Annotated in this window: 21 protein-coding genes and 1 pseudogene; 1 reads left to right on the plus strand and 21 read right to left on the minus strand. The window is 53.0% G+C overall.

From position 1 onward, the window contains the following. Complete coding sequence (locus WMO45_RS01360; RefSeq protein WP_349138841.1) at positions 1–1,458, plus strand: glutamate synthase subunit beta; 1,458 nt, start codon at positions 1–3, stop codon at positions 1,456–1,458. 60 nt (positions 1,459–1,518) lie between these two features. Here the strand turns inward: WMO45_RS01360 and spoIVA are convergent. From spoIVA to WMO45_RS01465, 21 genes and pseudogenes are all read right to left on the minus strand, one after another. Further along, positions 1,519–2,727, minus strand: a pseudogene (spoIVA, locus tag WMO45_RS01365) (stage IV sporulation protein A); the annotation flags it as partial. A gap of 130 nt (positions 2,728–2,857) precedes the next feature. Next, positions 2,858–4,387: a DUF3794 and LysM peptidoglycan-binding domain-containing protein gene (locus tag WMO45_RS01370; protein WP_349138843.1), complete on the minus strand. Its 1,530-nt coding sequence runs from the start codon at positions 4,385–4,387 to the stop codon at positions 2,858–2,860. A 413-nt stretch (positions 4,388–4,800) separates the two neighbouring features. Next, a complete protein-coding gene (locus WMO45_RS01375) occupies positions 4,801–5,445 on the minus strand; it encodes a thiamine diphosphokinase (RefSeq protein WP_349138845.1) in 645 nt (214 codons plus the stop codon). Then, positions 5,430–6,311 carry a ribosome small subunit-dependent GTPase A gene (gene rsgA, locus WMO45_RS01380; protein ID WP_349138847.1) on the minus strand — a complete coding sequence of 294 codons (882 nt, stop codon included), beginning with the start codon at positions 6,309–6,311 and terminating at the stop codon, positions 5,430–5,432. Before rsgA ends, WMO45_RS01375 begins: the two co-directional genes overlap by 16 nt. 2 nt (positions 6,312–6,313) lie before the next feature. Beyond that, positions 6,314–8,437, minus strand: a complete 2,124-nt coding sequence (gene pknB, locus WMO45_RS01385) for a Stk1 family PASTA domain-containing Ser/Thr kinase (RefSeq protein WP_349138848.1) — start codon at positions 8,435–8,437, stop codon at positions 6,314–6,316. Positions 8,438–8,453: 16 nt separating this feature from the next. Continuing rightward, the gene (locus tag WMO45_RS01390; RefSeq protein WP_349138850.1) at positions 8,454–9,185 is read right to left on the minus strand and encodes a Stp1/IreP family PP2C-type Ser/Thr phosphatase; all 732 of its coding nucleotides are present in this window, start codon (positions 9,183–9,185) and stop codon (positions 8,454–8,456) included. Positions 9,186–9,260: 75 nt separating this feature from the next. Beyond that, the gene (gene rlmN, locus WMO45_RS01395) at positions 9,261–10,295 is read right to left on the minus strand and encodes a dual-specificity RNA methyltransferase RlmN (protein ID WP_349138851.1); all 1,035 of its coding nucleotides are present in this window, start codon (positions 10,293–10,295) and stop codon (positions 9,261–9,263) included. Position 10,296: 1 nt separating this feature from the next. Further along, a complete protein-coding gene (gene rsmB / locus WMO45_RS01400) occupies positions 10,297–12,264 on the minus strand; it encodes a 16S rRNA (cytosine(967)-C(5))-methyltransferase RsmB (RefSeq protein WP_349138852.1) in 1,968 nt (655 codons plus the stop codon). 4 nt (positions 12,265–12,268) lie between these two features. Continuing rightward, the gene (locus WMO45_RS01405; protein ID WP_349138854.1) at positions 12,269–12,967 is read right to left on the minus strand and encodes a zinc metallopeptidase; all 699 of its coding nucleotides are present in this window, start codon (positions 12,965–12,967) and stop codon (positions 12,269–12,271) included. A gap of 12 nt (positions 12,968–12,979) precedes the next feature. Continuing rightward, the gene (locus WMO45_RS01410; RefSeq protein ID WP_349138856.1) at positions 12,980–14,248 is read right to left on the minus strand and encodes a glycosyltransferase family 39 protein; all 1,269 of its coding nucleotides are present in this window, start codon (positions 14,246–14,248) and stop codon (positions 12,980–12,982) included. Continuing rightward, a complete protein-coding gene (gene fmt, locus WMO45_RS01415; RefSeq protein ID WP_349138857.1) occupies positions 14,238–15,155 on the minus strand; it encodes a methionyl-tRNA formyltransferase in 918 nt (305 codons plus the stop codon). Before fmt ends, WMO45_RS01410 begins: the two co-directional genes overlap by 11 nt. Next, entirely contained in the window at positions 15,152–15,640 is a 489-nt protein-coding gene (def, locus tag WMO45_RS01420) for a peptide deformylase (RefSeq protein WP_349138859.1), read from the minus strand. The genes fmt and def overlap by 4 nt, the downstream gene beginning before the upstream one ends. 15 nt (positions 15,641–15,655) lie before the next feature. Beyond that, positions 15,656–18,133: a primosomal protein N' gene (gene priA, locus WMO45_RS01425; RefSeq protein ID WP_349138861.1), complete on the minus strand. Its 2,478-nt coding sequence runs from the start codon at positions 18,131–18,133 to the stop codon at positions 15,656–15,658. A 64-nt stretch (positions 18,134–18,197) separates the two neighbouring features. Then, positions 18,198–18,395, minus strand: coding sequence for a DNA-directed RNA polymerase subunit omega (gene rpoZ / locus WMO45_RS01430; protein WP_349138862.1), 198 nt, complete (start codon positions 18,393–18,395; stop codon positions 18,198–18,200). A gap of 7 nt (positions 18,396–18,402) precedes the next feature. After that, on the minus strand, positions 18,403–19,014 hold the full coding sequence (gene gmk, locus WMO45_RS01435; protein WP_349138863.1) for a guanylate kinase: 612 nt from the start codon (positions 19,012–19,014) through the stop codon (positions 18,403–18,405). Next, positions 19,014–19,286: an extracellular matrix/biofilm regulator RemA gene (gene remA, locus WMO45_RS01440; RefSeq protein ID WP_349138864.1), complete on the minus strand. Its 273-nt coding sequence runs from the start codon at positions 19,284–19,286 to the stop codon at positions 19,014–19,016. The genes gmk and remA overlap by 1 nt, the downstream gene beginning before the upstream one ends. An 18-nt stretch (positions 19,287–19,304) precedes the next feature. Further along, on the minus strand, positions 19,305–20,183 hold the full coding sequence (locus WMO45_RS01445) for a YicC/YloC family endoribonuclease (protein ID WP_349138865.1): 879 nt from the start codon (positions 20,181–20,183) through the stop codon (positions 19,305–19,307). A gap of 46 nt (positions 20,184–20,229) precedes the next feature. Then, complete coding sequence (locus WMO45_RS01450; protein WP_349138866.1) at positions 20,230–20,766, minus strand: hypothetical protein; 537 nt, start codon at positions 20,764–20,766, stop codon at positions 20,230–20,232. 3 nt (positions 20,767–20,769) lie between these two features. Beyond that, the gene (locus WMO45_RS01455; protein ID WP_349138867.1) at positions 20,770–21,369 is read right to left on the minus strand and encodes a J domain-containing protein; all 600 of its coding nucleotides are present in this window, start codon (positions 21,367–21,369) and stop codon (positions 20,770–20,772) included. After that, on the minus strand, positions 21,366–22,235 hold the full coding sequence (locus WMO45_RS01460; RefSeq protein WP_349138868.1) for a DUF5685 family protein: 870 nt from the start codon (positions 22,233–22,235) through the stop codon (positions 21,366–21,368). Before WMO45_RS01460 ends, WMO45_RS01455 begins: the two co-directional genes overlap by 4 nt. Further along, complete coding sequence (locus tag WMO45_RS01465; protein WP_349138869.1) at positions 22,235–22,663, minus strand: SoxR reducing system RseC family protein; 429 nt, start codon at positions 22,661–22,663, stop codon at positions 22,235–22,237. Before WMO45_RS01465 ends, WMO45_RS01460 begins: the two co-directional genes overlap by 1 nt. Positions 22,664–22,687: the final 24 nt, after the last annotated feature.

Consider the following 22,687-nt stretch of genomic DNA (forward strand, 5'->3'; position numbering starts at 1 on the left):
ATGGGAAAACCCACTGGATTTTTGGAATATCCGCGTCAAGGCAATCCAACTCAGTCGCCTTTGGAGCGTGTCCGGCACTACCAGGAATTCCATCCCAGACTGAGCTATGAGGAGCGCCGGCAGCAGGGCGCGCGGTGCATGGCCTGTGGTGTTCCCTTCTGTCAGTCAGGCGCAGTACTCAATGGAATGGTGTCTGGCTGTCCCCTCCATAACCTGGTACCTGAGTGGAATGACCTGATCTACACCGGCCATTTTGAACACGCTCTGGCTCGGCTCTTGAAAACCAATAATTTCCCCGAGTTTACCGGCCGGGTGTGTCCCGCCCTGTGTGAAGCTGCCTGTACCTGTGGTCTCCACGGCGACCCGGTGACTATACGTGAAAATGAGCTGGGGATCATAGAGGACGCCTGGGAGCGGGGACTGATGTCCCCCCGCCCTCCACAGAACCGCACCGGGAAACGAGTGGCCGTGGTTGGCTCCGGCCCATCTGGTCTGGCCTGTGCCGACCAGCTCAATCATCGTGGACACATGGTCACCGTTTTTGAACGGGAAGACCGGCCTGGCGGATTGCTGATGTACGGTATCCCGAACATGAAACTGGAAAAGCACGTGGTACTCCGCCGGCTGGAACGGATGACCGCTGAAGGAATCGTCTTTCGGACCAGTACAGATGTAGGCAGAGATATCGCGCCGGAAGAGTTGCTGCGGGATTATGACGCAGTCGTGCTGTGCTGCGGCGCAGCTCAGCCAAGGGACCTGTCCATTCCTGGTCGGGATGTGGATGGCGTCTGGTTTGCTGTGGACTTTTTGAAAGAGACAACACGTAGCCTGCTGGATCATGGATTGACAGAAGGTACCTACCCCTCTGCCAGGGGTAAACAGGTGATCGTTGTCGGCGGAGGTGATACCGGTAACGACTGCGTAGGTACCTGCATCCGCCATGGGTGCGCCGGTGTGATACAGCTGGAGATGATGCCAAAAGCTCCGGAGGGTCGTAAGGAAAACAACCCCTGGCCAGAGTGGCCCCGGGTATGCAAGACTGACTATGGACAGGAGGAGGCCGCCGCCGTATTTGGCCGGGATCCACGGATGTACCAGACCACGGTGACGGAACTTTTTGCCGATGAAAACGGTGCTCTGCAGGCAGTCAAAACCGTACAGCTTGACAAGAAACTTCAGCAGGTTCCCGGTACCGAGGAAACGTTGGAGTGTCAGCTGCTCCTGATTGCAGCAGGATTTCTGGGGCCACAGGCCTATGTGCCCGAGGCCTTTGGTCTGGAGCTGACGCCACGTTCCTGCGTAAAAACCCGGGACGGCAGTTATCAGACCAACGTGCCTGGCGTATTCACCGCCGGGGATATGCGCCGCGGCCAGTCTCTGGTGGTCTGGGCCATTCAGGAAGGGCGCAGCGCAGCTCATGAAGTGGATGCATATCTTATGGGATATGCCAATCAATAAAAGAGGCGGACACACCACTGTGTGTCCGCCCCTTTTGGTTCTAATCTTCGTTTTGTTCCATACAATGTGTATGGAAGGAGCCGAAGCCTTCAGGCGTACCCCATAGCGTCCTCCCTGCTTAACGATTTCCGGCTCCTCCAGAACCAACTCATCGGTGCTGGGGACGACAATACCATATCCAGTGGCTTTGACTTCCTCCAGTGCTCCGGCCACCTTGTCATATTCGGTTTTTACGTGGGAAAGCTGAGAAAGCAGCTCCAACAGGTCTCCGTCATCGTGGATGGTAAAACCGGACTGTTGAGACAGGGTGTCATAAAAGAGCGACCTTGGCAGCTCCAGCTGCGCCACAGCCTGGCCGGTACCCAAACTGATGGAAGTAATGGCTGCACGGCTCACCGTGTCGCATTCTCCGATGGAGGTCACAGCCTTTTCTACATCCCGGATGCGGTGCATTCCCTCGGCCCCTTGACGGATGGCGGAGTAAAGGCCGCTTTTGATGGGATGATCATAGGGCAACGCATCCACCCAGGGCGGAAGGAACAGATCCAGCTCCTTCACTGGAAATTCGTAGAGCACGCCCTTGATGATATCAGTCACAGCGCTTTCGTCCAATTGCAGACAGTCCACACAGACACAGGTCACATCATATCGGGACGCGATGTCAGCACGGATGGCCTGGGCCCGCTCGGAGCTGGGGTATGCGGAGTTGAGTACCACCAGAAAAGGCTTTCCCAGCTCTTTTAATTCCAGGATGACACGCTCTTCCGCCTCCAGGTAGTCTTCGCGCGGAATATCAGTAATAGAACCATCGGTCGTAACGACGATACCAATGGTGGAGTGTTCAGCGATGACCTTCCGGGTCCCGATCTCTGCGGCCTCTGTCATAGGAATCTCGTAGTCAAACCATGGGGTAGTGACCATACGCGGCGCATCGTCCTCCAGAGAACCGGTTGCGCCAGGCACCATATATCCGACGCAGTCGATCAGACGCACGGAAAACGCTGCGCCGTTGTCCATGGTGACCTGTACGGCCTCTTCCGGAACAAATTTTGGTTCTGCCGTCATGATGGTCCTGCCGGAGCCGCTCTGGGGAAGTTCATCTCTTGCCCGCTCACGCCGGTACACGTTCTCGATGTTTGGGATCACCATGGTCTCCATGAAACGCTTGATGAACGTCGATTTTCCAGTCCGCACCGGCCCGACGACGCCGATATAGATATCACCTTCGGTACGCAGGGCGATATCCTCGTAGATCTTGCGTTGTTCCACTTGCGATTCCTCCTTCGGCCGCATGAGCCGGTCATTTTCTTTACATGTCTATGGGGATAAGCCATAAAATATTCCCAGAGGAGTGAATAAAGAAGATGCCGCCCGGCTGGTATAGCCGGACGGCATCGATTCACCGTTTTCGCGGAATGAGCAGGAGCTGTCCTTCCGGAATGGCGTCCTCCTCCAGAGCATTGGCTTGCATGATATCACAGGTGGTTGTACCATAGGCCTTGGCGATATCCCAGAGCCGCTCGCCCGGACCGACCATACGAAGTACAATGGATGGCAGCGCAGAATGATCTCTGGGAGCATCTTCATTCAGGCGGACAGCGGTCACCGACGGGACCTTATGCCCTTCCTGCGCCGTATAGCGGAAACAGACGGGAAGCCGCACCTCGATACCGCCGCTGGTCGGTGTCGCGTACACGGGAGATGTACAGCTGCACCAGCAGCTGCAGACACCTGTATGGGGCAACTCCAGGGGACAGCTAACAGGGATGGAGCGTACGGCAGAGGTGTACCCGCCCTCTTCGGTCTGGTACAATACTGTCACTTGGACGTCTGCGCTTAGGGTCAGTCGTTCTCCCTCCCAGTTTTGTGTTACTCCGCTTATCGTGGCGTAGGCATCAAATACTTCCCTGGCCAGTGTGCCTGTTTCCAGAATCTCGCGTATAGTCTGTTCCTTTTCTCCATGGTCCAGAAGCTGGTTGAGCGTGTATACCTGTGTCTCACCGGTCAGATCGTAGGAGGTAGAATACACATCCGTCAACATGTCAATGGTCCGCATGTCCCGTACGGCTGCCTGGGCCAAAAGTCCCATGGTGATCCGGAAGGTACGCCCTCCATTGCCCTCTTCCAATGCGCAATCCAAATCAGTCAAAACCATCTGGATTTCACAGGTCGCTTCCTCTCCTGCGCCGCTTATCTCCATAATCTGAGAGAAAGGAATCTCAAATTCCGCTGTGCATAGTCCGCCTTCCGTGCTCCGGTAGAGCAGCTGTACCCGCGCGTCTCCTTTGAAGATCAGTTTATTGCCGATCACCTTGGCCTCGCCACAACGCAGAGCCGCACGGTTTTTCAGAAGGCATTCCGCCTCTGGTTTGCTTCCGGGCAGGGTTACTTCATCTGAGTAAGGAAAAGGTTTCTCCTGTATACAGGCGATAACACACGTTTCATATCGCTCTGACATTTGCTGGACGCCGGCATTCTCTGGTTCCAATACGCCGCCGCACACTGTGGTACTGACAGGAGCGCAGACCTGAAACTGAATGGACAGATTTACACGCACCAATACCTTACGTGGATTAAGCAGCCTCGTTTCAATGGCCTGAAGATAGGGCATGACCATAACACCGCACTTGCTGGTGATTCCGGTATGATCGACACCACAGGTAAAAGGAAGCGTCACATCCATTCGCCGCAGCCCATCCGCGCCATCGGGTAGGTATAAGATCACAGCCTGCACAGATCCGGCACATTCCGCACGCCCGTCCTGAGCTTCCTTGCGCTTGAGTAGTACGATGCCCTCCGTATCGCATACGGTTCGGATATCCGGATATGCATCCGGAACAATAGCCTCCAGCGTCTCTTCGTGACAGACCGTAGTGTCCAGCACGGTCTCGAATCCATTGAGTTGAGTACGGTCCAGTTCCAGCTCCATAGTGTTCCACTCCTTGTACAGGCCCTCCGGCCCTTTCTCATGCTTTGCTACAGAACTATATGTACAAGGAAAGACAACTATGCCTGTTGGAACTCAGCGCAATCCAAAGAGTGTCTTCAGGATTCCACGCAGCGCTTTTGGTGATTTTACCACCACGATCTTCATTCTAAAATCCCCCTATTCTCCAGAAATTGTCGGATACGGGCCTTCCCCTCATATCCGGCCCAAGTCCCGACCCCAAAGGCCAGCAGACTTACCGGATGGAGTAGCAGGACCAGGCCGCCTGCACACAGCAACCCGGTCCGCAATGCCCGCCTGGTCTGTTCCGTCAAAACGGCCGCCTCCTTTCGTAACTGGTCTCAGCCCAGTATACGCAGGAGGCGGCCGCAGGTGCCAGATCCTTTGATTCTATTTCACGCCCTCTGACTACGGATCACAAGTACGCGTCCATGCTCGATAGAGATTACAGAAGTTTCTTCAGAGGGTTCGTTGCTGACAGAGAGGGTATCGCCCCGGGTAAGGACCGCCTGTTCCAGCGGGTATTTCATCCCGTGCAGAGTGACGCCTGTAATTTGCCGATCCAGAGGGATTATGGATACATAATGATAGTGCACCTGATGGTCCAGAAAAAGTGTCCCACTATCCAGAAACTGTACTTCATTATCTGAATCTACAATTCTGGCTCGGCCACCGCGGGATGCGATCCATTCCAGAAGAACAAGATTGGAGGCTGTGTGGTCCAACCGACCGCCAGTACAGCCGCAGAGCAGCAGTTCACGATATCCCATGTCCAGTGCTTTGTCTGCAGCTGCCTGTAAATCGGTCATGTCTTTTTCGACCGGAAGAGTAACATATGGAACGTCATCGACCGGCACACCTCCAGAGTCCCAGTCGCCGATAAGAAAGTCAGGTTTTAAGCCAGCTGCTCTGGCGTTCAGCAACCCACCGTCGGCACAAAAGATGTCCCATGTTCCCTCCGAGAGATACGGACGCAGAAAACTGCCATCTCCGCACGGCATCGATCCAAAAATCAGCGCTCGCTTTACTTCCGTTCCCATTCGGGCACTTCCTTTGCCTGTTCATATAGGCGCACATAACTGGCGTGACGGCTGGCCGGAATCGCTCCTTCTTTGACTGCGGCCAGCACTGCACAGCCTTTTTCCTTTACATGTGAACAACCAACATAGCGACACTGGTCCAGATAAGGGGCAAATTCCCGGAAAGTATATTGAAGTTCTTCTGGACGGCGCAGCTCATTCTCTTCGGTGTCAAACGAAGAGAAGCCAGGTGTATCTGCCACAATGGCTCCAGAGCGCAGGCGGAACAATTCCACATGACGGGTTGTATGGCGGCCGCGACCAAGCTTATCCGAAATCTCACCCACCTGCAGTTGAAAATTCGGTTCCAATGCATTGAGAATACTGGATTTTCCAACGCCAGAATTACCTGTAAAGGCGGATATCTTGCCAGCAATGGCTCGGTCCAGATCCGGGATTCCATCTCCGGTTTCAGCGCTTACCCTTAGAGTTCGGAAGCCGCATCTGCGGTAGGTCTGAAACAATTCTTCCGCATCATCTAAGTCACATTTGTTGATACAGACGATAGGTTCACAGTTGCGACCCTCTGCAATAGAGATAACCCGGTCGATCAAAAAAGGATCGGTGATCGGAATAGCACCCGAGGCGATGATTACCAGCTGATCAATATTAGCCACTGCAGGACGCTGGAATTGATTTTTCCGTGGGAGAATTTCCTCCAGAATACCTTTTTCAGCCTCCAATTGGGTGAAGCGTACCCGGTCACCTACCAGAGGAGTAATATGCTGATGGCGAAATTTTCCTCGTCCTCGGCAAGCGATAAGACCTGCCTCTCCACCATCCACATAGTAAAATCCACTCAGTGCTTTTAAAATGATCCCTTCCATACTCAGCTACCAAAATCCACGGTTTGGGTAGAGGTAAGCACGCCGTCAATATAGATCTGTACTTCCTGAACTCCGTTCCCATAGACTGGGATCATACTTACTTGCAGGATTGTATCTACTGGGCGGTCATACTGCACCTCTCCCCCAACAACAATCTTGACCTGGACAGTTTCACGACCGTCATTGGGTAACTCTACTTTCACGTTCTGGTATACCGGTGTGACATTTCCGCTGTCGGGAGTTTCTACTGGCGGCGTGGGTGTTGTACCCGGTTCTTGGCTGGGAGAAGTTTCCGGATCATCCTGTTCCGGATCTGGACCTTTGCTGACCTGGAAACGGATGGAGGTCCCTTTGGGCACTGTTGTGGTGTTATCAATACTCTGCCAGCAAATCAAGCCGGCTTTAAACTCATCGCTGAATACTGCCTCAACGGATTCAACGACCAGCCCCTGTTCCTCAGCGTTTTTACGGGCATCCGCTTCTGCCATGCCAAGGAAGGAAATGACAGTAACCTTTTCTTCCTCTGGTCCGGTGCTGATGGTTAACGTAATTGTATCTACATCATCCAAACTGGTCTCTGCCACAGGATCCTGCTTCATCACGTAACCCTTGGTGTACTCGTCCGAGGATTGTTCCTCCAAAATCAGGTTTCCCAGGTCTTCACTGTAGCCAAGATCACGAAGCTGTTTAACCGCGATCCGCTGGTCCTGATTGAGTAGGTCCGGCATCTTCTCGCTGTCATCTGTATCATCTTCCTGACCTCCGCTGATGTTAACATTGATGATCGTACCAGCTTCTACGCGGCGATTAGCATCAGGAGTCTGTTCCACAATTTGTCCGGCGGGCAGGTTGCTTACTACTGTCTCGTTTTGTACGATTTGGAAGTCGCCCTCCTGCTCCTCTACTATCAGTTGAGCTTCCTCCATCGTTTTGCCCAGAAGACTGGGTACACTGTAGGTCTTTTGACTGCTTCCAGCACCGCTGAAAAAGGAAAACCAAAGGAATGCTCCAATGCCAATCAGAAATACCACGATGGCACCGATGGCAAGGGCAATAGGAAGGCGGCTGTTATCTGACTCACGGTAATCATCATAGTCTTCAGGATCTGAAATGCGGCTTGATTTTCGTCCCTTTGACACTGGCCTTGTATATTCCATATCATCTTTTTCAGTGGCATGGTGTACGTGGGCTGGCTGGGAACGTACGGTATGTGGAGTGTTGGCCCCAATGATTTGGGTAGGTTCATCCCCATCCGTAACCAGCAGGTCAGCTGGCGTGTAATCGAAATTAATGCTGGGATTCTTGCGGAACTCTTCCAAGTCTGAGAGCATGGCATCTGCCGAAATATATCGCTGATTAACATCGGAAGCCATGGCTTTCATGGTGATGGCCTCTAATGCTTCTGGAATCTCAGGATCGATTTCACGGGGAGAAAGCGGGATGGAATTGATGTGCTGGATGGCCACGGCGACTGGAGAGTCACCTTCATAGGGCAAACGTCCAGTGATCATTTCATAGAGTACCACACCAGCAGAATAGATATCACTGCGGGCATCAATCCGACTGCCTCTGGCCTGTTCGGGTGAAATATAGTGCACTGAGCCAAGTGCTTCCTGCGTCAGAGTGGCCTGTGCAGCGGAAGTGAGCCGAGCAATACCAAAATCAGCCACCTTCAGGCTGCCATCCCGCAGGACCATGATATTATGAGGCTTGATGTCGCGATGGATGATGCCACGGCTATGAGCGTGGGAAAGGGCTTTCATAATTTGCGTAATGAAATGCAGAGCTTCCCGCCAGGCCAATTTTCCGCCTTTTTTCTGCATATACTGCTTTAATGTGATCCCATCCAGCAGTTCCATTACGATATAGTCCAATTCAGGCGTGTGGGAAACGTCATATACCGCCATGATATTAGGATGAGAGAGCATGGCAACCGCTTGAGATTCATCGTGAAAACGGCGGCGGAACTCTGCATCCTGAGCCAGTTCCTCTTTCAGGATTTTAATGGCTACCAGCCGGTTGAGCCGATGATCCCGCCCTTTGTATACAACGGCCATACCACCGGTACCGATGCGTTCCAATATCTCATATCGGTTGTCGAGTAATTTCCCTATGTACTGATCCATAGTTCATTACCCCCTTTTAAATGATCTGGAAGAGGACGGCCGTCACATTGTCCGGCGCACCTCTGGACATGGCGATATCCAGTAGCCGCCGGCAGCAGTCTTCTGGTTCTCCACCATGGATTGCTTCATATAGCATCTCCTGGTCGGTTACGATGTTGCTCAATCCATCGGAACACAGCAAAAGAAAATCGCCTGTCTGAAGTTCTTTTTCGTATAGGTCTGCCCGGATTCGTTCTTCCGAACCCAGGGCGCGTGTAATCAAATTTTTTCGGGGATGATTTCTTGCTTCTTCCGGTGTAATGTCCCCGCGGGCCACCATATCCTCTACCACTGAATGATCACGTGTCAGACGGGTGATTCCTTGTTCCTCATTCATATGGTAGGCACGACTGTCGCCAATGTTGAGCAGATAGGCGGTATGCTCCACCATCAGGACAGCTACCATGGTGGTACCCATTCCCCTGCAGTCTGGTTCCGTGCAGGCTCGATGATAGACCACGGTGTTAGCAGCTTCTGCTGCTTTAGCCAGAATTGTAGGTGGTTCCTCATCTCCTTGTGCTCCATTCTGCAGGGTTTCTACAAAGGTCTCTACAGCCAGCAGACTGGCAATATTACCTGCCTTTGCTCCACCCATTCCATCGCATACTACGCCAACGGCCAAATGTTCCGATGGAACATCCACATAGAACCCGTCTTGATTCTGGGTTCGTACCGCACCTTTGTCGGTAATACCCCATGCATGTATCATAGTGAACTTGCCTCTTTCCCGCGCTCGTATTCCACGCCCCGCTCTGCGCGGTCCCGTGGGGCGTTATGTCTATGCTCAAAGACTACTCGTCTGTTTCTGCATTTGCTTGCGGCGCAACTGACCGCAGGACGCATCGATATCACCGCCCAATTTGCGGCGAACAGTAGCGGTAATGCCATAACTCTCCAGGCGTTTCTGGAACTCCGCTACCCGGCGGCTAGGTTTAAATGGACTCTCTTCCACATTGTTCAGTGGGATGAGATTTACATGGCCCGGTGTCCCTTTCAAATGACTGGCCAGCAGGTCAGCCTGCCAGTCCGCATCATTGACCCCATCGATCATGGCATATTCATAGGAGATACGACGGCCGGTAGTTTCAAAATACCGGCGACAAGTATCAAACAGTTTCTCCACCCCTACACTGCGGTTCACTGGCATGATCCGGCTGCGGGTCTCATCATCCGGCGCGTGGAGGGATACCGACAAAGTCAATTGTAACTGATGCTGCGCCAGTTTGTCAATTTGTTCGGTAAGACCACAGGTGGACAGTGAGATGTGGCGCATGCCGATGTTCATCCCATCCGGACTATTAACCAACTCCAAAAAGCGAAGCACCGTATCAAAATTGTCCAGTGGCTCTCCGATGCCCATCAGTACGATATTGCTGATGGGAGCACCCGAATCCAGTTGGGTAAAAAGCACCTGATCCAACATCTCCGCTGGTGTAAGGTTTCTTACCTTGCCACCAAGCGTAGAGGCGCAGAAGGCGCACCCCATCCGGCAGCCTACTTGCGAGGAGATACACACAGTATTCCCATGGTGATAGCGCATCAAAACGGTCTCAATGCAGTTGCCGTCCCGCAAACGCCAGAGATATTTGATGGTTCCATCCTGAGCTGAAACCTGTTTCCGTTCTACCTGTGGCACATAAAGGATACAGGAGGCAGCCAGTTTCTCACGCAGTGCTTTGGACAGGTTGGTCATCTCGTCAAAGGAGCCAGCACCACGGTGAAGCCACTGGAAAACCTGTTTGGCTCGAAAAGCCGGCTCTCCGAGCTGTTTAAAAAAGCCGCTCATCTCCGCCAGATTCATAGATTTGATATCAGTCATGTCATTCTCCTCCGCCAGACGGTTTCGGCGGTATCAGTCCATATTTTTTGGAAATAGCATCCACCTCTTCTGCTGTTGGCTCATGATGGATGAGCACAGGCCGGGTGGGACAACTGTATGGAGCTGGACCTGGCTCCAGTGGATACTGTTCCCGAAAATCGCTGCTCTGGACCCAGACCTGCTCAAAACACCAACCGTGCTCCTGCTCGTATTCAAGGTTCTCCGGCAAAGTCTGAATCAACTCCTGAAAACCTGGCCGATCGAGCAGTTTGGGGTGATATACCTGCTCACGCCACAGTTCCAGTCCCAGCTCAGGGAACTCATAAGTAGATCCCAACTCAGGGTCTTCACAGTCGCATCGGAAGTCAGCCTTGCGGGCCAGAATGGGGATCAGATTCTCCGCGTGGGTCCGCATCAAATCCATTCCTTGGTATAAGACACGGAGATCGGAGGCACGATTTAAACCTATACGGCTCAGTCGGCCATCCTGATATTCTAACTGAAACGATTCCGGCGCGCCATACCGGCCAAAGAGGCGCCCCACTTCTGCGGCCGCTTTTTCCGACTTCTCTAGTTGTTGCCTGGCCGTATCGGCCTCTTTCTCGGTCATACCCAGCGTAAAAGGACCAAACCCTTCCTTAGGGCGAATCTCATAGACTCCACGCATGCGTCTCAGCTTTGCAAAAAAGAAGCCATCTGTGCCATGCCGATGGGGCCAGCAAGTGACCATGCCGTCCTTGGCCCCATCGAAGTCCCCTGGGATCTCGAATCCCTCCAGCGTAAAGTCCTTATGCTTATCTAAGAACTTTCTTACGATATCCTCGTTTTCTCGTTCCAGCAAGGTACACGTCGCATAAAGCAGCACACCACCCGGTTTGACATAGCACGATACATTCTCTAGAATCGCACTCTGTACTCTGGGTAAGTTCTCCAACGGTTTGGGGTCTTTGTAACGGATGTCCGGCTTTTTGCGGATAATACCTAGTCCGGAACAAGGTACATCTGCAATTACCGTCTCGAAGCTGTTAAGGAATTCACCGTTACAGCTTTTGGCGTCCAGTATTTTAGCCGAGATGCTATCCAGACCCAACCGCTTGGCACCAGCCAAGATCAGCTCCATTTTATGTGGATGGATGTCGCAGGAAGTGACGCGGCCTCTCCCCTGCATGGCGATGGCCGCAGCAAACGATTTGCCTCCAGGTGCGGCGCAGGCATCCAGTACGTTCATCCCGTCTCTCAGATCTGCGGCCAGTACCGCCAGTTTAGCTGCGGCGTCTTGGATGTAAAAGAGACCATCTCGGAAGGCGGATAACTCCTCCAGGCTTCCGGTATGGGACAGCAGCAGACAGTCTGGCAGCCAAGGGTGAAATTTTACTTCCACTCCCTCGTTACGGAGCGCCTCAGCTACCTGCTCTGCAGTGGCTCTGGTGGTGTTTACCTGGGCACAGGTGGGAGGCTCGTCGTTATCGGCGGCCATCAGCTGTTCAGCTTCTTCCCTCCCAAGCCGGCAGATAAAGGTTTCTGCTAACCACTTTGGGTGGCTATACCGAAGCGCCGGATCTTCCGGCGGCTCCAGCTGGTCTTTCTGCCGCACCAGAGCGCGCAGTACCCCGTTGACCAAACCGGCAGAACGTGGATTTTTGGACCCTTTCCGTGCTAGATTTACCGACTCGCTAACTGCAGCATGATTCGGAATCCTGTCAAGGAAAAGTACTTGATAAGCTCCGATCCGCAAAGAGTTTCGGACAGTCGCTTCCATTTTTCCTACATCTACTTTAGACAATTGGTTTAGATAATAGTCCAGCAAAAGCTGATTCTGGAGCACCCCGAAGCACAGCCGGGTAGCTAAGGCAGCGTCCCGGCTGTCCAGGCCAGCGGTCCGCAGGGTCTTTTTCAAAAAGCCATCTGACCAGGCCCCCTGCTTTTCGCAGGCTACCAGGGCCTGAAGAGCCACTTCTCTGGCAGTCATACTCTCAATCCCTTCGACGGCCGCTGAAGGCCAGGATATACCGCAGCAGCTGGGCAAGCGAAACCAGCAGTGCCGCTACATAGGTCAGTGCCGCGGCGCTGAGTACCTTACGCGCCCCCCGCAGTTCGTCCTGATCCAGCAGATAGGTCCCTTCTAAGGTCTCCAAGGCACGTCGGGAAGCGTTAAACTCCACTGGTAATGTGACCACCTGTCCTGCTACAGCCACAGCGAAGAGAATTACACCAAGGCCAAACAGGGGCGGCGCATACAGTACCAAGCCCAGGATAATAAGCAGGATGGATAGCTGGGAACCGATGTTGCAGGCGGGGATAATGGCAGTACGCAACTTAATGGGACCGTATCCCACAGCATACTGGACCGCATGGCCCGCTTCATGAGCGGCCACGCCGACAGAGGCAATGCTGTTGGAGCCGTATACACTGTCCGACAGACGGATAACATTGGTTCTTGGATCGTAATGATCGGTAAGCCGCCCGGAAACCCGCTCCACGCGCACTCCAGTCACTCCGTGCGCACGCAGTACTGCCTCAGCCGCCTGGGCGCCGGTGAGTCCCCTGCGGCTGGCTATCTTGGCATAGCGGTTAAAGGTAGAAGAGACATTGGCCTGGGCCAACAGCGCAATCAGCATTGCCGGGACCAGGATGATCCAATAATAGGGGTCAAAGTAATAGAAAAATGGCATGGCAAAAATCCTTTACATAATTTGTCCTCCAGACAGGTAGAGGAACAGGTTGATCAGGAACCCTCCTGCCATGGCGGCTGTCAGCACTGCGGTGACAACCGGACGTTTTTCGGTCCATACAGCCGCAAACAGGAAGAATGGAAGGGCGCAGGACAGATAGCGCCCGGCGCTCAACAGCCAGGAGAGAGAATAGTTTAAAATCAGGTAAACAAAACCGTAGAGGGTATACATGCTGCGAAAGCGCCGACAAGCACCAACCAGCAGGCCAAAGAACAACGGAAACAGAAGGATAGTAGGGATCCAGATTTCATAACGGACCTCCGGGGTATGAAACGAAATGGCATTTTGAAGCACATACCAGAGGGTATCGGAAATCCAGCAGAACCCCTGACTCCAGTGTTCCTGCATCTGGACAAAACCAAACGGATCTCCAGTGACTGATGCATTGAGCCACAGATAGACCAGAGTTCCCAGTGCCGGCAGCAACAAAGTTGGCAGACGCCGCAGGATGACCTTCCAGTCCAGCCGACCCATGTTCTCCACAAGTTCCGCCGCGGCTGCACCGATGAGCAGCAGCCCGTGCATCCGCGTCATAGCGGCCAGCATACCCAATATACCAGCGGGCAGCCACTTGTGCCGTCGGATATACCACAGGGCGCCGGCTGTGGTCAGGAAAAACAGACTTTCGGTCATTACTCCGCCAAAAAAGAAGGCATAAGGGAATACCGACAGGAACAACAAGGCACGACGGGCTGCCGGACGGCCATAGTCCCAAGCGACAAGACGGTAAAAGTATACGCATCCACCGGCATAACAGAGGAAAGATACGCTTAGTCCCGCCACCATAGTATTTCCCGTGATTGAGGAAACCAGCCGCACCAGCCAAGGATAGAGCGGAAAAAAAACCACAAACAGATGCTGGCCCTCTTCTGTGTAGCCGTAATAGCCTAATTCTGCCAAATTTATATAATGCCAGGCATCCCATTTTTTCCAGAGCTGTATAGCGGTGTCCAGTCCGGAACCGGGATACAGTATCACGCAGAACAGTACGGTTAGGCCGACAAAAATTGCCAGCCGGAACAGCAGGGCTGCTCCAAACACCTCTGCTGTCTCCCGCGCGGGGATCTCGGTTTTGCACTCTGGTACACGGATTGCTCGGATCGGCATTGGAACGCCAGCGGTACTCAACCAGCGGGATACCAACGCCAGGCCCAGGGCGATTACTGCCCCAGAGACGGACAGGGTCCAGAACAGTTTGATAGCTGAACTGTCATACCACAATGGGGTGTCCTCGCAGATAGTCGGCGGCTTTCATACGTTTGCCGCCGTCGGCCTGCAGCTCGTCAATGCGCAGCACCGTGCCATCCCCGCAGGCCACTTTGATTCCCTGCTTCCCCGCTTCCAAAATGGTACCGGGCGCAGCCTCAGTCTGCTCATCCAAAATCGCAGTGGAAAAAATCTTGCAGCGGTGTCCCCCCAGCTCGGTCACAGCCGCGGGCCATGGAATCAAACCGCGCACCTGATTGTGGAGGTAGCGTGCCGGACGGCTCCAATCCATAGGTGACAACTCCCGGCTCAACATGGGGGCGAGAGTCGCCTTGGTATGATCCTGGGGAATACGCTGGGCGGTTCCAGCGGCGATCTCCGCCACCACTCTAACCAGCAATTCAGCACCCAGTACGGCCAACCGGTCATGAAGAGATACGACCGTCTCATCTGGGTCAATGGGTGTAGAGGTAGTGGCAATGATGTCACCGGCATCCAAATCGTGGGCCATGTGCATGATGGTCACACCGGTTTCCGTCTCTCCATTAAGGATCGCCCAGTTGATGGGCGCTGCACCCCGATAGCTGGGCAACAGTGAAGAGTGTACGTTGATACAGCCCTTGGGTGGCGCAGCCAGAATCTCATCGGGTAGAATCCGGCCATAGGCTGCTACCACGATGAGTTCCGGAGCCAGCTCCTGAATGAGTGCCAGCGCGGTACCGTCTCGCAGCTTTACCGGTTGATAGACCGGAATATTGTGGGCCTGTGCACACACTTTTACCGGGGGAGCTTGGAGTTTCATACCCCGGTTTTTGGGTTTATCCGGCTGGGTAAACACGCCGCAGATCTCATGCCCGGCTGCAATCAACCCTTCCAGAGAGGGCACAGCAAAATCGGGTGTGCCCATAAACAGGATTTTCATTCCTCGTCCTCCATCATCTGGTCCAGCTCCTCCGTGGTATACAGTCGGTCAGTGTGCTCGGTAAACAGATGACCGTCCAGATGCTCCAACTCATGGCAGAAGCAGCGGGCCACGATCCCTTCGCCGTCTACTTCAAAGAAGGCACCATTGCGGTCCTGCGCCCGTACCCTGGCCTTCATGGGACGCTTGACAATTCCCCAACGGCCAGGTACAGACAGGCAGCCTTCAAATCCCTCCTGTTCCCCTTCTTCGGAGACAATCTCAGGATTGACCAGCTCCAGCATATTCTCTTGATCGTCCACCACAATGACTACCCGGCGCAGGATGCCAACTTGAGGCGCAGCCAAACCGGCGCCGTTGGCGTGAGCCAGAGTTTCTTTCAGATCATCAATCAGGTCGTGAAGCCGACCGTCAAATGTGGTAACTGGACGGCAAGGCTTGTGCAGGACAGGATCCTTGTCAGTCAAGATGGTTCGCAGAGCCATGATTTAACACTCCTTTTAATCCAATGGGTTCACATCCGCCGAAACGGACACGCCCTTATTTTCTTTATCTGTCTGTGCACAACGGAGCAGATAGGCCACCATAGCGCGCACTTCCCTAGTATTCCTGCAGGCCAACGTCAGGCGATACCGGTAACGCTCATTGACTTTTGCCACACTGGCCGGAGCAGGTCCCAACAGCTGAGCGTTTAGCTGGTCCAACGGTGGACGGGACAGCCATTCCTCTAAACTGCGGCGCAGGCGCATACAAGTTTTGAGTACGGCGCTTTCCATTCGGCCCGAAGCAGTCAGTACAAACAAATCACAAAACGGCGGGCAACCACGCATCCGGCGTAAGTTAATCTCCTGCTCGTAAAACGTATCGTAATCCTGTCGGGCGGCGCAGATAATCACATCGTTTTCCGGGGTATAGGTTTGAATAATGGCCCGACCGTTCTTTTCGCCCCGGCCCGCCCTGCCAACTACCTGGGTGAGCAGCGAAAAAGTGCGCTCTCCAGCACGATAATCGTCCACGTACAAGGATAAATCTGCGGCCACCACACCTACCAGGGTTACATTTGGAAAGTCCAGCCCTTTGGCAACCATTTGAGTACCAACCAGAATGGGAATCTTTTCTCGTTCAAAACGGGAAAGAAGCTTTTCGTGGGTATGGGTAGCCGAGATAGTATCGGTATCCATCCGCAATACCTCTACCCCAGGAAATGCAGTCTGAAGTTCCTCCTGGACCTTCTGGGTGCCGAAACCAATGAAATTCAGGGTACCGCCACATTGGGGGCAAGTCTCTGGTACCCGCTCTGAGTGACCGCAATAGTGGCACATCAACCGTCCGTTGGCCGAGTGGTACGTGAGGTGGACCGAGCAACGCGGACAAGTAGGGACTGCGCCGCATTCGCCGCAGGAGAGCATGCGGCTGGCACCCCGGCGGTTGAGAAATAAAATACTCTGTTCTCCGGCGGACAGATTTTTTGCAATGGCCTGTCGCAATGGGCCGCTCAGAGTTGTGCCGTTTCCCGCACGCAGTTCCTGCTTCATATCGGCCAGGATAACAGCGGGCAGAGCTCTGGTATTATAACGCTGCTTCAAGGTAAACAGATGGTAGGTCCCCTGTTTTGCATAATACATGCTCTCCACCGATGGGGTAGCCGAGCCAAGCACCAGCAATGCGTCATTTTGGGCACAACGGAACTTTGCTACATCCCGGGCGTGGTATTTGGGTACATTCTCTGATTTATAGGTGTACTCCTGCTCTTCGTCCAAAATGATTAGCCCCAGATGTTTGAGCGGCGCGAAGACGGCAGACCGTGTGCCGATGACGACACGGGCTTTTCCGGCCCGCACCCGCTTCCACTCGTCATAGCGTTCACCTGCTCGCAGCGAGCTGTGCAATACGGCGATATCATCACCAAAACAGGAAGTAAAAATACGCAGCAACTGAGGTGTCAGAACGATTTCCGGGACCAAAAGCATAGCCGTATGTCCACGTGACAGCACTGCCTGAATCAAGCGGAGATAGACTTGGGTTTTTCCGCTGCCTGTGACCCCATAGAGCAGGGCAACGGCAGGTTTTTCGGCCGCAGCCAGGGCATTCAGGCCTTCAAAAGCGGCTTGCTGTTCAGAGTTGAGAATGGGAGGTTCGGATGGTTCTACACCATCGACTGTGACTCGGCGGAAGACTTCACGCTGCTCCAATGAAAGAATTCCGCTTTTTTCCAGCGAACGCAATGTGGCATTGGAGGCGCCGGTAAAATAGCAAATTTCCTTGGCAGAGGCACTGCCAACGGTGCATAAAAGTTCTACTACGGCATAGCGGAGCGGAGCAGAACGTCGTTTTCCGCTCACAAGAGCCATAGCATCTTCTGGGGAAATGGCCAGGCTGGCTACACGCTCAGTCTTATCTCCTATGCCACGTTCAGCGCTTGTTTCCAGAGTGAGAATACCGCGCTCTCTTAACAGTTTTAGTGCAGGATTGGGATCTCGGGTTCCAAAAGCCTCTTTGATTTGAGCTACTTCGGCAGAGCCGCCCCAAGCGTAGATTAGTTCCAGAAGATGCTTAGCAGACTCTGAACGGCCAGCCACTTCATAAGCTTGTTCACGGTCTACACCGTGGGTAATGCTCCACTTGTCCTGAAGAGAAAAATATAGCCCGGATGGGAGCATAGCTCTGGCTGCGTCATATACTGTGCAGAAATATCGTTCCCGCATCCATAGGGCTAGGCGCAGTGCTTGGGTATCCAATACCGGCTCTTCGTCCAGGAGGGTCAGCACGTTTTTGCGCTTTGGGTCGTACGAACAGCCGTTTTCCAGAACCAATACAATTCCTTCTGTACGACGATTACCAGCCCCAAAGGGGACAATGACGCGCATCCCAGGTTTTAGACAGTCCTTCAATTCTGGCGGGACCAGATAGTCATAGGGCTTGTCGATGGTGTAAGTGGCGGCATGCAACGCAATTTTTGCCACCGTGTCACGCTCCATCCACAGTCCCCCTTTCCTCCAGAAAAGGCAAGCGGCGGACACCTGTCCGGCGCTTGCCTCTCTCTCACTCTTCTTCGTTCAGATTCACTTTGCCCTCAGCAACTTCGCGAATGGCAATAGAAACCGGCTTATCATCCAAAGGAATACCGGCATCCTCTGCCTCGCTGGCAATCTGGCGGGCTCTTTGGGCCACTACATTGACCAGCATATAGCGGCTGGGGACTTCCTTAAGCAGCTGATTCATGGGGGGATAGAGCATCATAATCGGTTCAGACTCCTTCCACAAGATTGATTCGGTTTCGTGTGCGGCAACTCTCTGCCGTTAAAATGGAAATGATCTCTCCGGCTGCCTCCGATACCGTATCATTGACTACCAGATAGTCATATTGAGGGATTTGTTTGCATTCTTCTTTCGCCTTGCACAGCCGTCCTTGAATTACATCTTCTGCATCTGTGGCGCGGCGATGTAGTCTGCGGGAAAGTTCCTCAAAAGAAGGCGGAATGATAAAGATAAGAATGGCTTCCGGACATTTTTCCCGGACTTTTGCCGCCCCCTGTACTTCGATGTCCAATAGAACATCGATTCCAGCCGCCAGCTTTTCCTGAATTACCCGCAGTGAGGTGCCATAGTAATTATGAACATATTCGGCGTATTCTAACAATTCATCCCGGGCAATCATCTCCTCAAACTGTTCCCGGGTGACAAAATTATAGTTTACACCATCCGCCTCTCCTACCCGCGGTTGCCGCGTGGTGAAAGAAACGGAAAAGTAAATATCTTTGCGCTCGCTCAAAAGCTCAGAAATCACCGTGCTTTTGCCCACACCGGAGGGACCGGAAAGCACGATTAGCTGTCCGCGCTGCTTTTTCTTTTGTACCATTACCCTTCCTCAACCTCCTCCGCAGCCGTCTCAGCCTCTTTGCCGGCTAAACGCCCAGCCACAGTCTCAGGCTGTAGTGCAGACAAAACGATATGGTCGCTGTCCATGATCAGCACCGCACGGGTACGCCGACCATAAGTGGCATCAATCAGTACACCACGGTCTCTGGCCTCCTGTACCATACGCTTGATAGGTGCTGATTCGGGACTGACGATGGCAATGAGGCGACCTGCGGATATCATATTGCCAAACCCAATATTGATGAGTTTCATACGGCAGACCCTCCGCTTTTACTCAATGTTTTGGATCTGTTCCCGGATCTTCTCGATCTCGGCTTTAATGTCTACCACATAGCCTGCAGTTTCAATGTCGTTGCATTTGGAGCCAATGGTGTTTGTCTCACGGTTAAATTCCTGAATCAGGAAGTCCAGTTTGCGTCCAATAGCTCCGCCTTGCGCCAACATGTGCTCTAACTGAGAAAGATGGCTGCGAAGACGCACAGTTTCCTCATCTACAGCTACTTTGTCTGCATAAATTGCGGCCTCAGTCAGGATACGACTTTCATCGATCTGAGTGTTTTGAAGCACTTCAGCCATTTTTGCACTTAAACGTGCCCGATAGTCTGCCACAATACCGGGGGCGCGGGCTTCTACCTTTGCTGTGAGTTGAGCAATGGTCTGAGCCCGGCTGCGCACATCCTGACAAAGTTTTTCTCCTTCCCGGATACGCATCGCATCGAAGTCCTGCAATGCCATCTCCAAAACGGCACAAATATCCTGGGCAACTGCCTCCAAATCTTCCTGATTTTTTTCTACCAAAAAGACATCCTGGAAACGGGATAGAAGTGAGACAGAGAGATCATCTTTCAGATCATATCGATCCCGTAGAGCACACAGGGCAGCATAATAACCGTCTGCTACCGGCTGGTTGACGGAGATAGCCACATCTCCATGTTCCGATGGGCCAATCGAGACGAACACATCCACCTTTCCCCTGGAAATATGGGACTGTACGGTGGCTTTTACGGCATCTTCTGCAAATACATAAATGCGCGGCATTTTGATCGTACAGTCCAAATACCGATTATTGACAGAACGCAATTCCACGGTGATGGTGCGGCCGTTCAGAACAGCCTCTCCCCTGCCGTAGCCCGTCATGCTCTTTACCAATGCAGGTTCCCCCTGTTCGTCTTAAAGGTTAAAATATTATACCAGACTAGGTAGTTTTCCGCAATACCCTGTCAATCCGTACCATATAAAAGGCAATCAATTTGGAAAAGCCGATGTCATAAATCAAGAATGCAATGTTTCCCGTCAGATAGATGAGCCATGTGCTGTTCAGAGCGACTGGAAGGAAGGGAAGTAAAACAGAGCGCAGGGCAATCCAGAGCAGAGAGAGTGCCGCATTAAATATGGCTAATTTACATACCCACTCCAGCCAGCGTTTGGAAAGACGTTCGCAAAGACTCTTCAGCATGGGCCACAAACCCAGAAAGAGCAGATACAGCAGAGCATTTCCCTTGTTGGGAATTAGCAGAAGGCCCAACAATCCGCTTACGCTGTAGCAAAAGAATCCTGCACCAAGTCCGGCGGATACCACGGCGCCTGCTGGAAATAGACCAGCGATGGCAACGACCCCCATCTGGGCGGTGGGCACAATTGTAGAGACGTATAAGAATATGAATGACAAAGCGCTTAATACTGCTACCAGAGTAATACGTCCGGTCCCTGTATCATATCGATTTTGTTTCATAGCTCAGTTCCCGCAGCCGCCACACAGACAGTTCATACACAGACAGGCAGTACAAAGATCACAGGTGTCCACGCCACCTCCATAACCGTAAGGATGATAAGCCTGTCCCCCCTGCCGCATCATCATCAGCGCCTGACGATATTCACCGTTGGAGGGGTCCATATTGCAAGCCATCTGAAAATGTTGTGTAGCTTCGTCCAGCCAACCCTTGCGATATGCAATGGAACCAGAAAGAAAATGCCATTCGGCATTTTGCGCGGGAGCACTGCGTAGCAGTTGTTCTGCCCGTGTGAGGTCTCCCATGTTGATGGCTTGGCGGACTTGATTGTATATGCTGCCGGAAGAGGAACTGGAGTATTGCTGTTGATAACCCTTTTGATACGTGGCGCTGCCCTGTCTTTGGTATCCACCGGAACTGCGCATTTTATTGATGGCGTCATAGGCCTGGTTGATGTCCTTCATCTTTTCTTCTGCCAGGTCTGCAAGAGGATTGTTCTGATAGTTGTCTGGATGATATTTGCGTGCTAGTTCCCGATAGGCACGTTTGATCTCCTCGTCGCTGGCATCGGGACTTACTCCAAGTACACTATATGGATCGCTCATTTATTTTTTCTCCTGTAACTGTTTTTCGCGGCCTTCCAACGGCCGGTAAAGACCAGTTCCTCTACCATGGGCAGACCTAGATAAAGGATATTTTCCACACATCCCTGCCAGTGCCCCAGTTCCAGTAACGCACATGCAGTACGCGCCAGATTTAAGGAGTGACATAGAGTGGTGCGCAAATAGCGCTGATCTTCTTCACGGAACTCTGGGAACCGGGCTATAATAGGATTGTAATTTCCCCTCTGACGATCGTCCAAAAGGTCATCCCAAGCGTCCACAAGATAGATCCAGCGCCCAATGTGATACAAGGCCTGCTTCAATGCCCGGTCTCGAGTTGGATCTCCACTGGCAGGGGGAGCGGCAGAAAGCATGCGGGCAAAGGTATCTGCCGGTTGATCAAGGGAAGGGATGTTCTCTTGTTCCAGACGGCGGAGTTCTTCCAGACAGGACTGAACCATCTCCACAAATTCTGGCCTGTTCCTGGCGGCTTTCCGATATCCCGGCAGAAGCAACCAGGAAAGTGCCCGTGCGGCCAGCTGCTCCCACCAGCGGCCATCGGCAATGGTATCCCGCAGTTTCCAGTAATTTAAAATGGTGCCAATATCCGCAGCGATATCCAGCCCAGTGGTGCAGGTACAATTCTTTTTTCGGCACCACAAACGGGCCGGACAGCGGTGATGGGTCAATTCCGGCTTGTTTCCATCCAGCAACATAGCGAGAAAGACGATATCATAACTGAGAAACATACGTGCCAGAAAACCATGGCGTTTTCCAAGCGTATGGCAGAGTCCGCAATAGACCGCCTCATATTCCCGTAGCTCCCGGACCTTTAATTCATCACGGTTGGGCCGCACGTAGCCAAACATCAGAGCTCCGGTTCAATAGCGGTGATCTGAAACGAAATGGCTCTCCGCTTGCGTACTTGGCGGTCGGTCATCATAGCAATGATAACGCCAAGGGCAAAACCAATTACACCGACACTGGCGCTGGCACCCTCTCCGAATCCTGCCGCTGCAGTCAAGAAATATCCGAGGAAAAACAGCAGAAACGGTACCAGATAAACCACGACTGCTGCACCAAGTACGCCGCCGGTAGAGGACTCTACCCGCACAGTGTCGCCAAGTCTGGCCCGCACAGGGTTGGCAGCGATGACCGCTACAGTGGAGCTTACCATCAGTTCGCTGCATCCGCCGCCGCACTTGGAGCAATCATGGCCACAGGCCGACTGGCGCTTAACTGCCACTTCGGCCCGGCCGTCCTCCAGCACACGTGTCACTTTTGCCGTTTGAATCATAGTATCACCTTATTGTCCTTTCGG

The organism is Flavonifractor hominis, assembly GCF_040095835.1.
Lineage (GTDB): Bacteria > Bacillota > Clostridia > Oscillospirales > Oscillospiraceae > Flavonifractor > Flavonifractor hominis.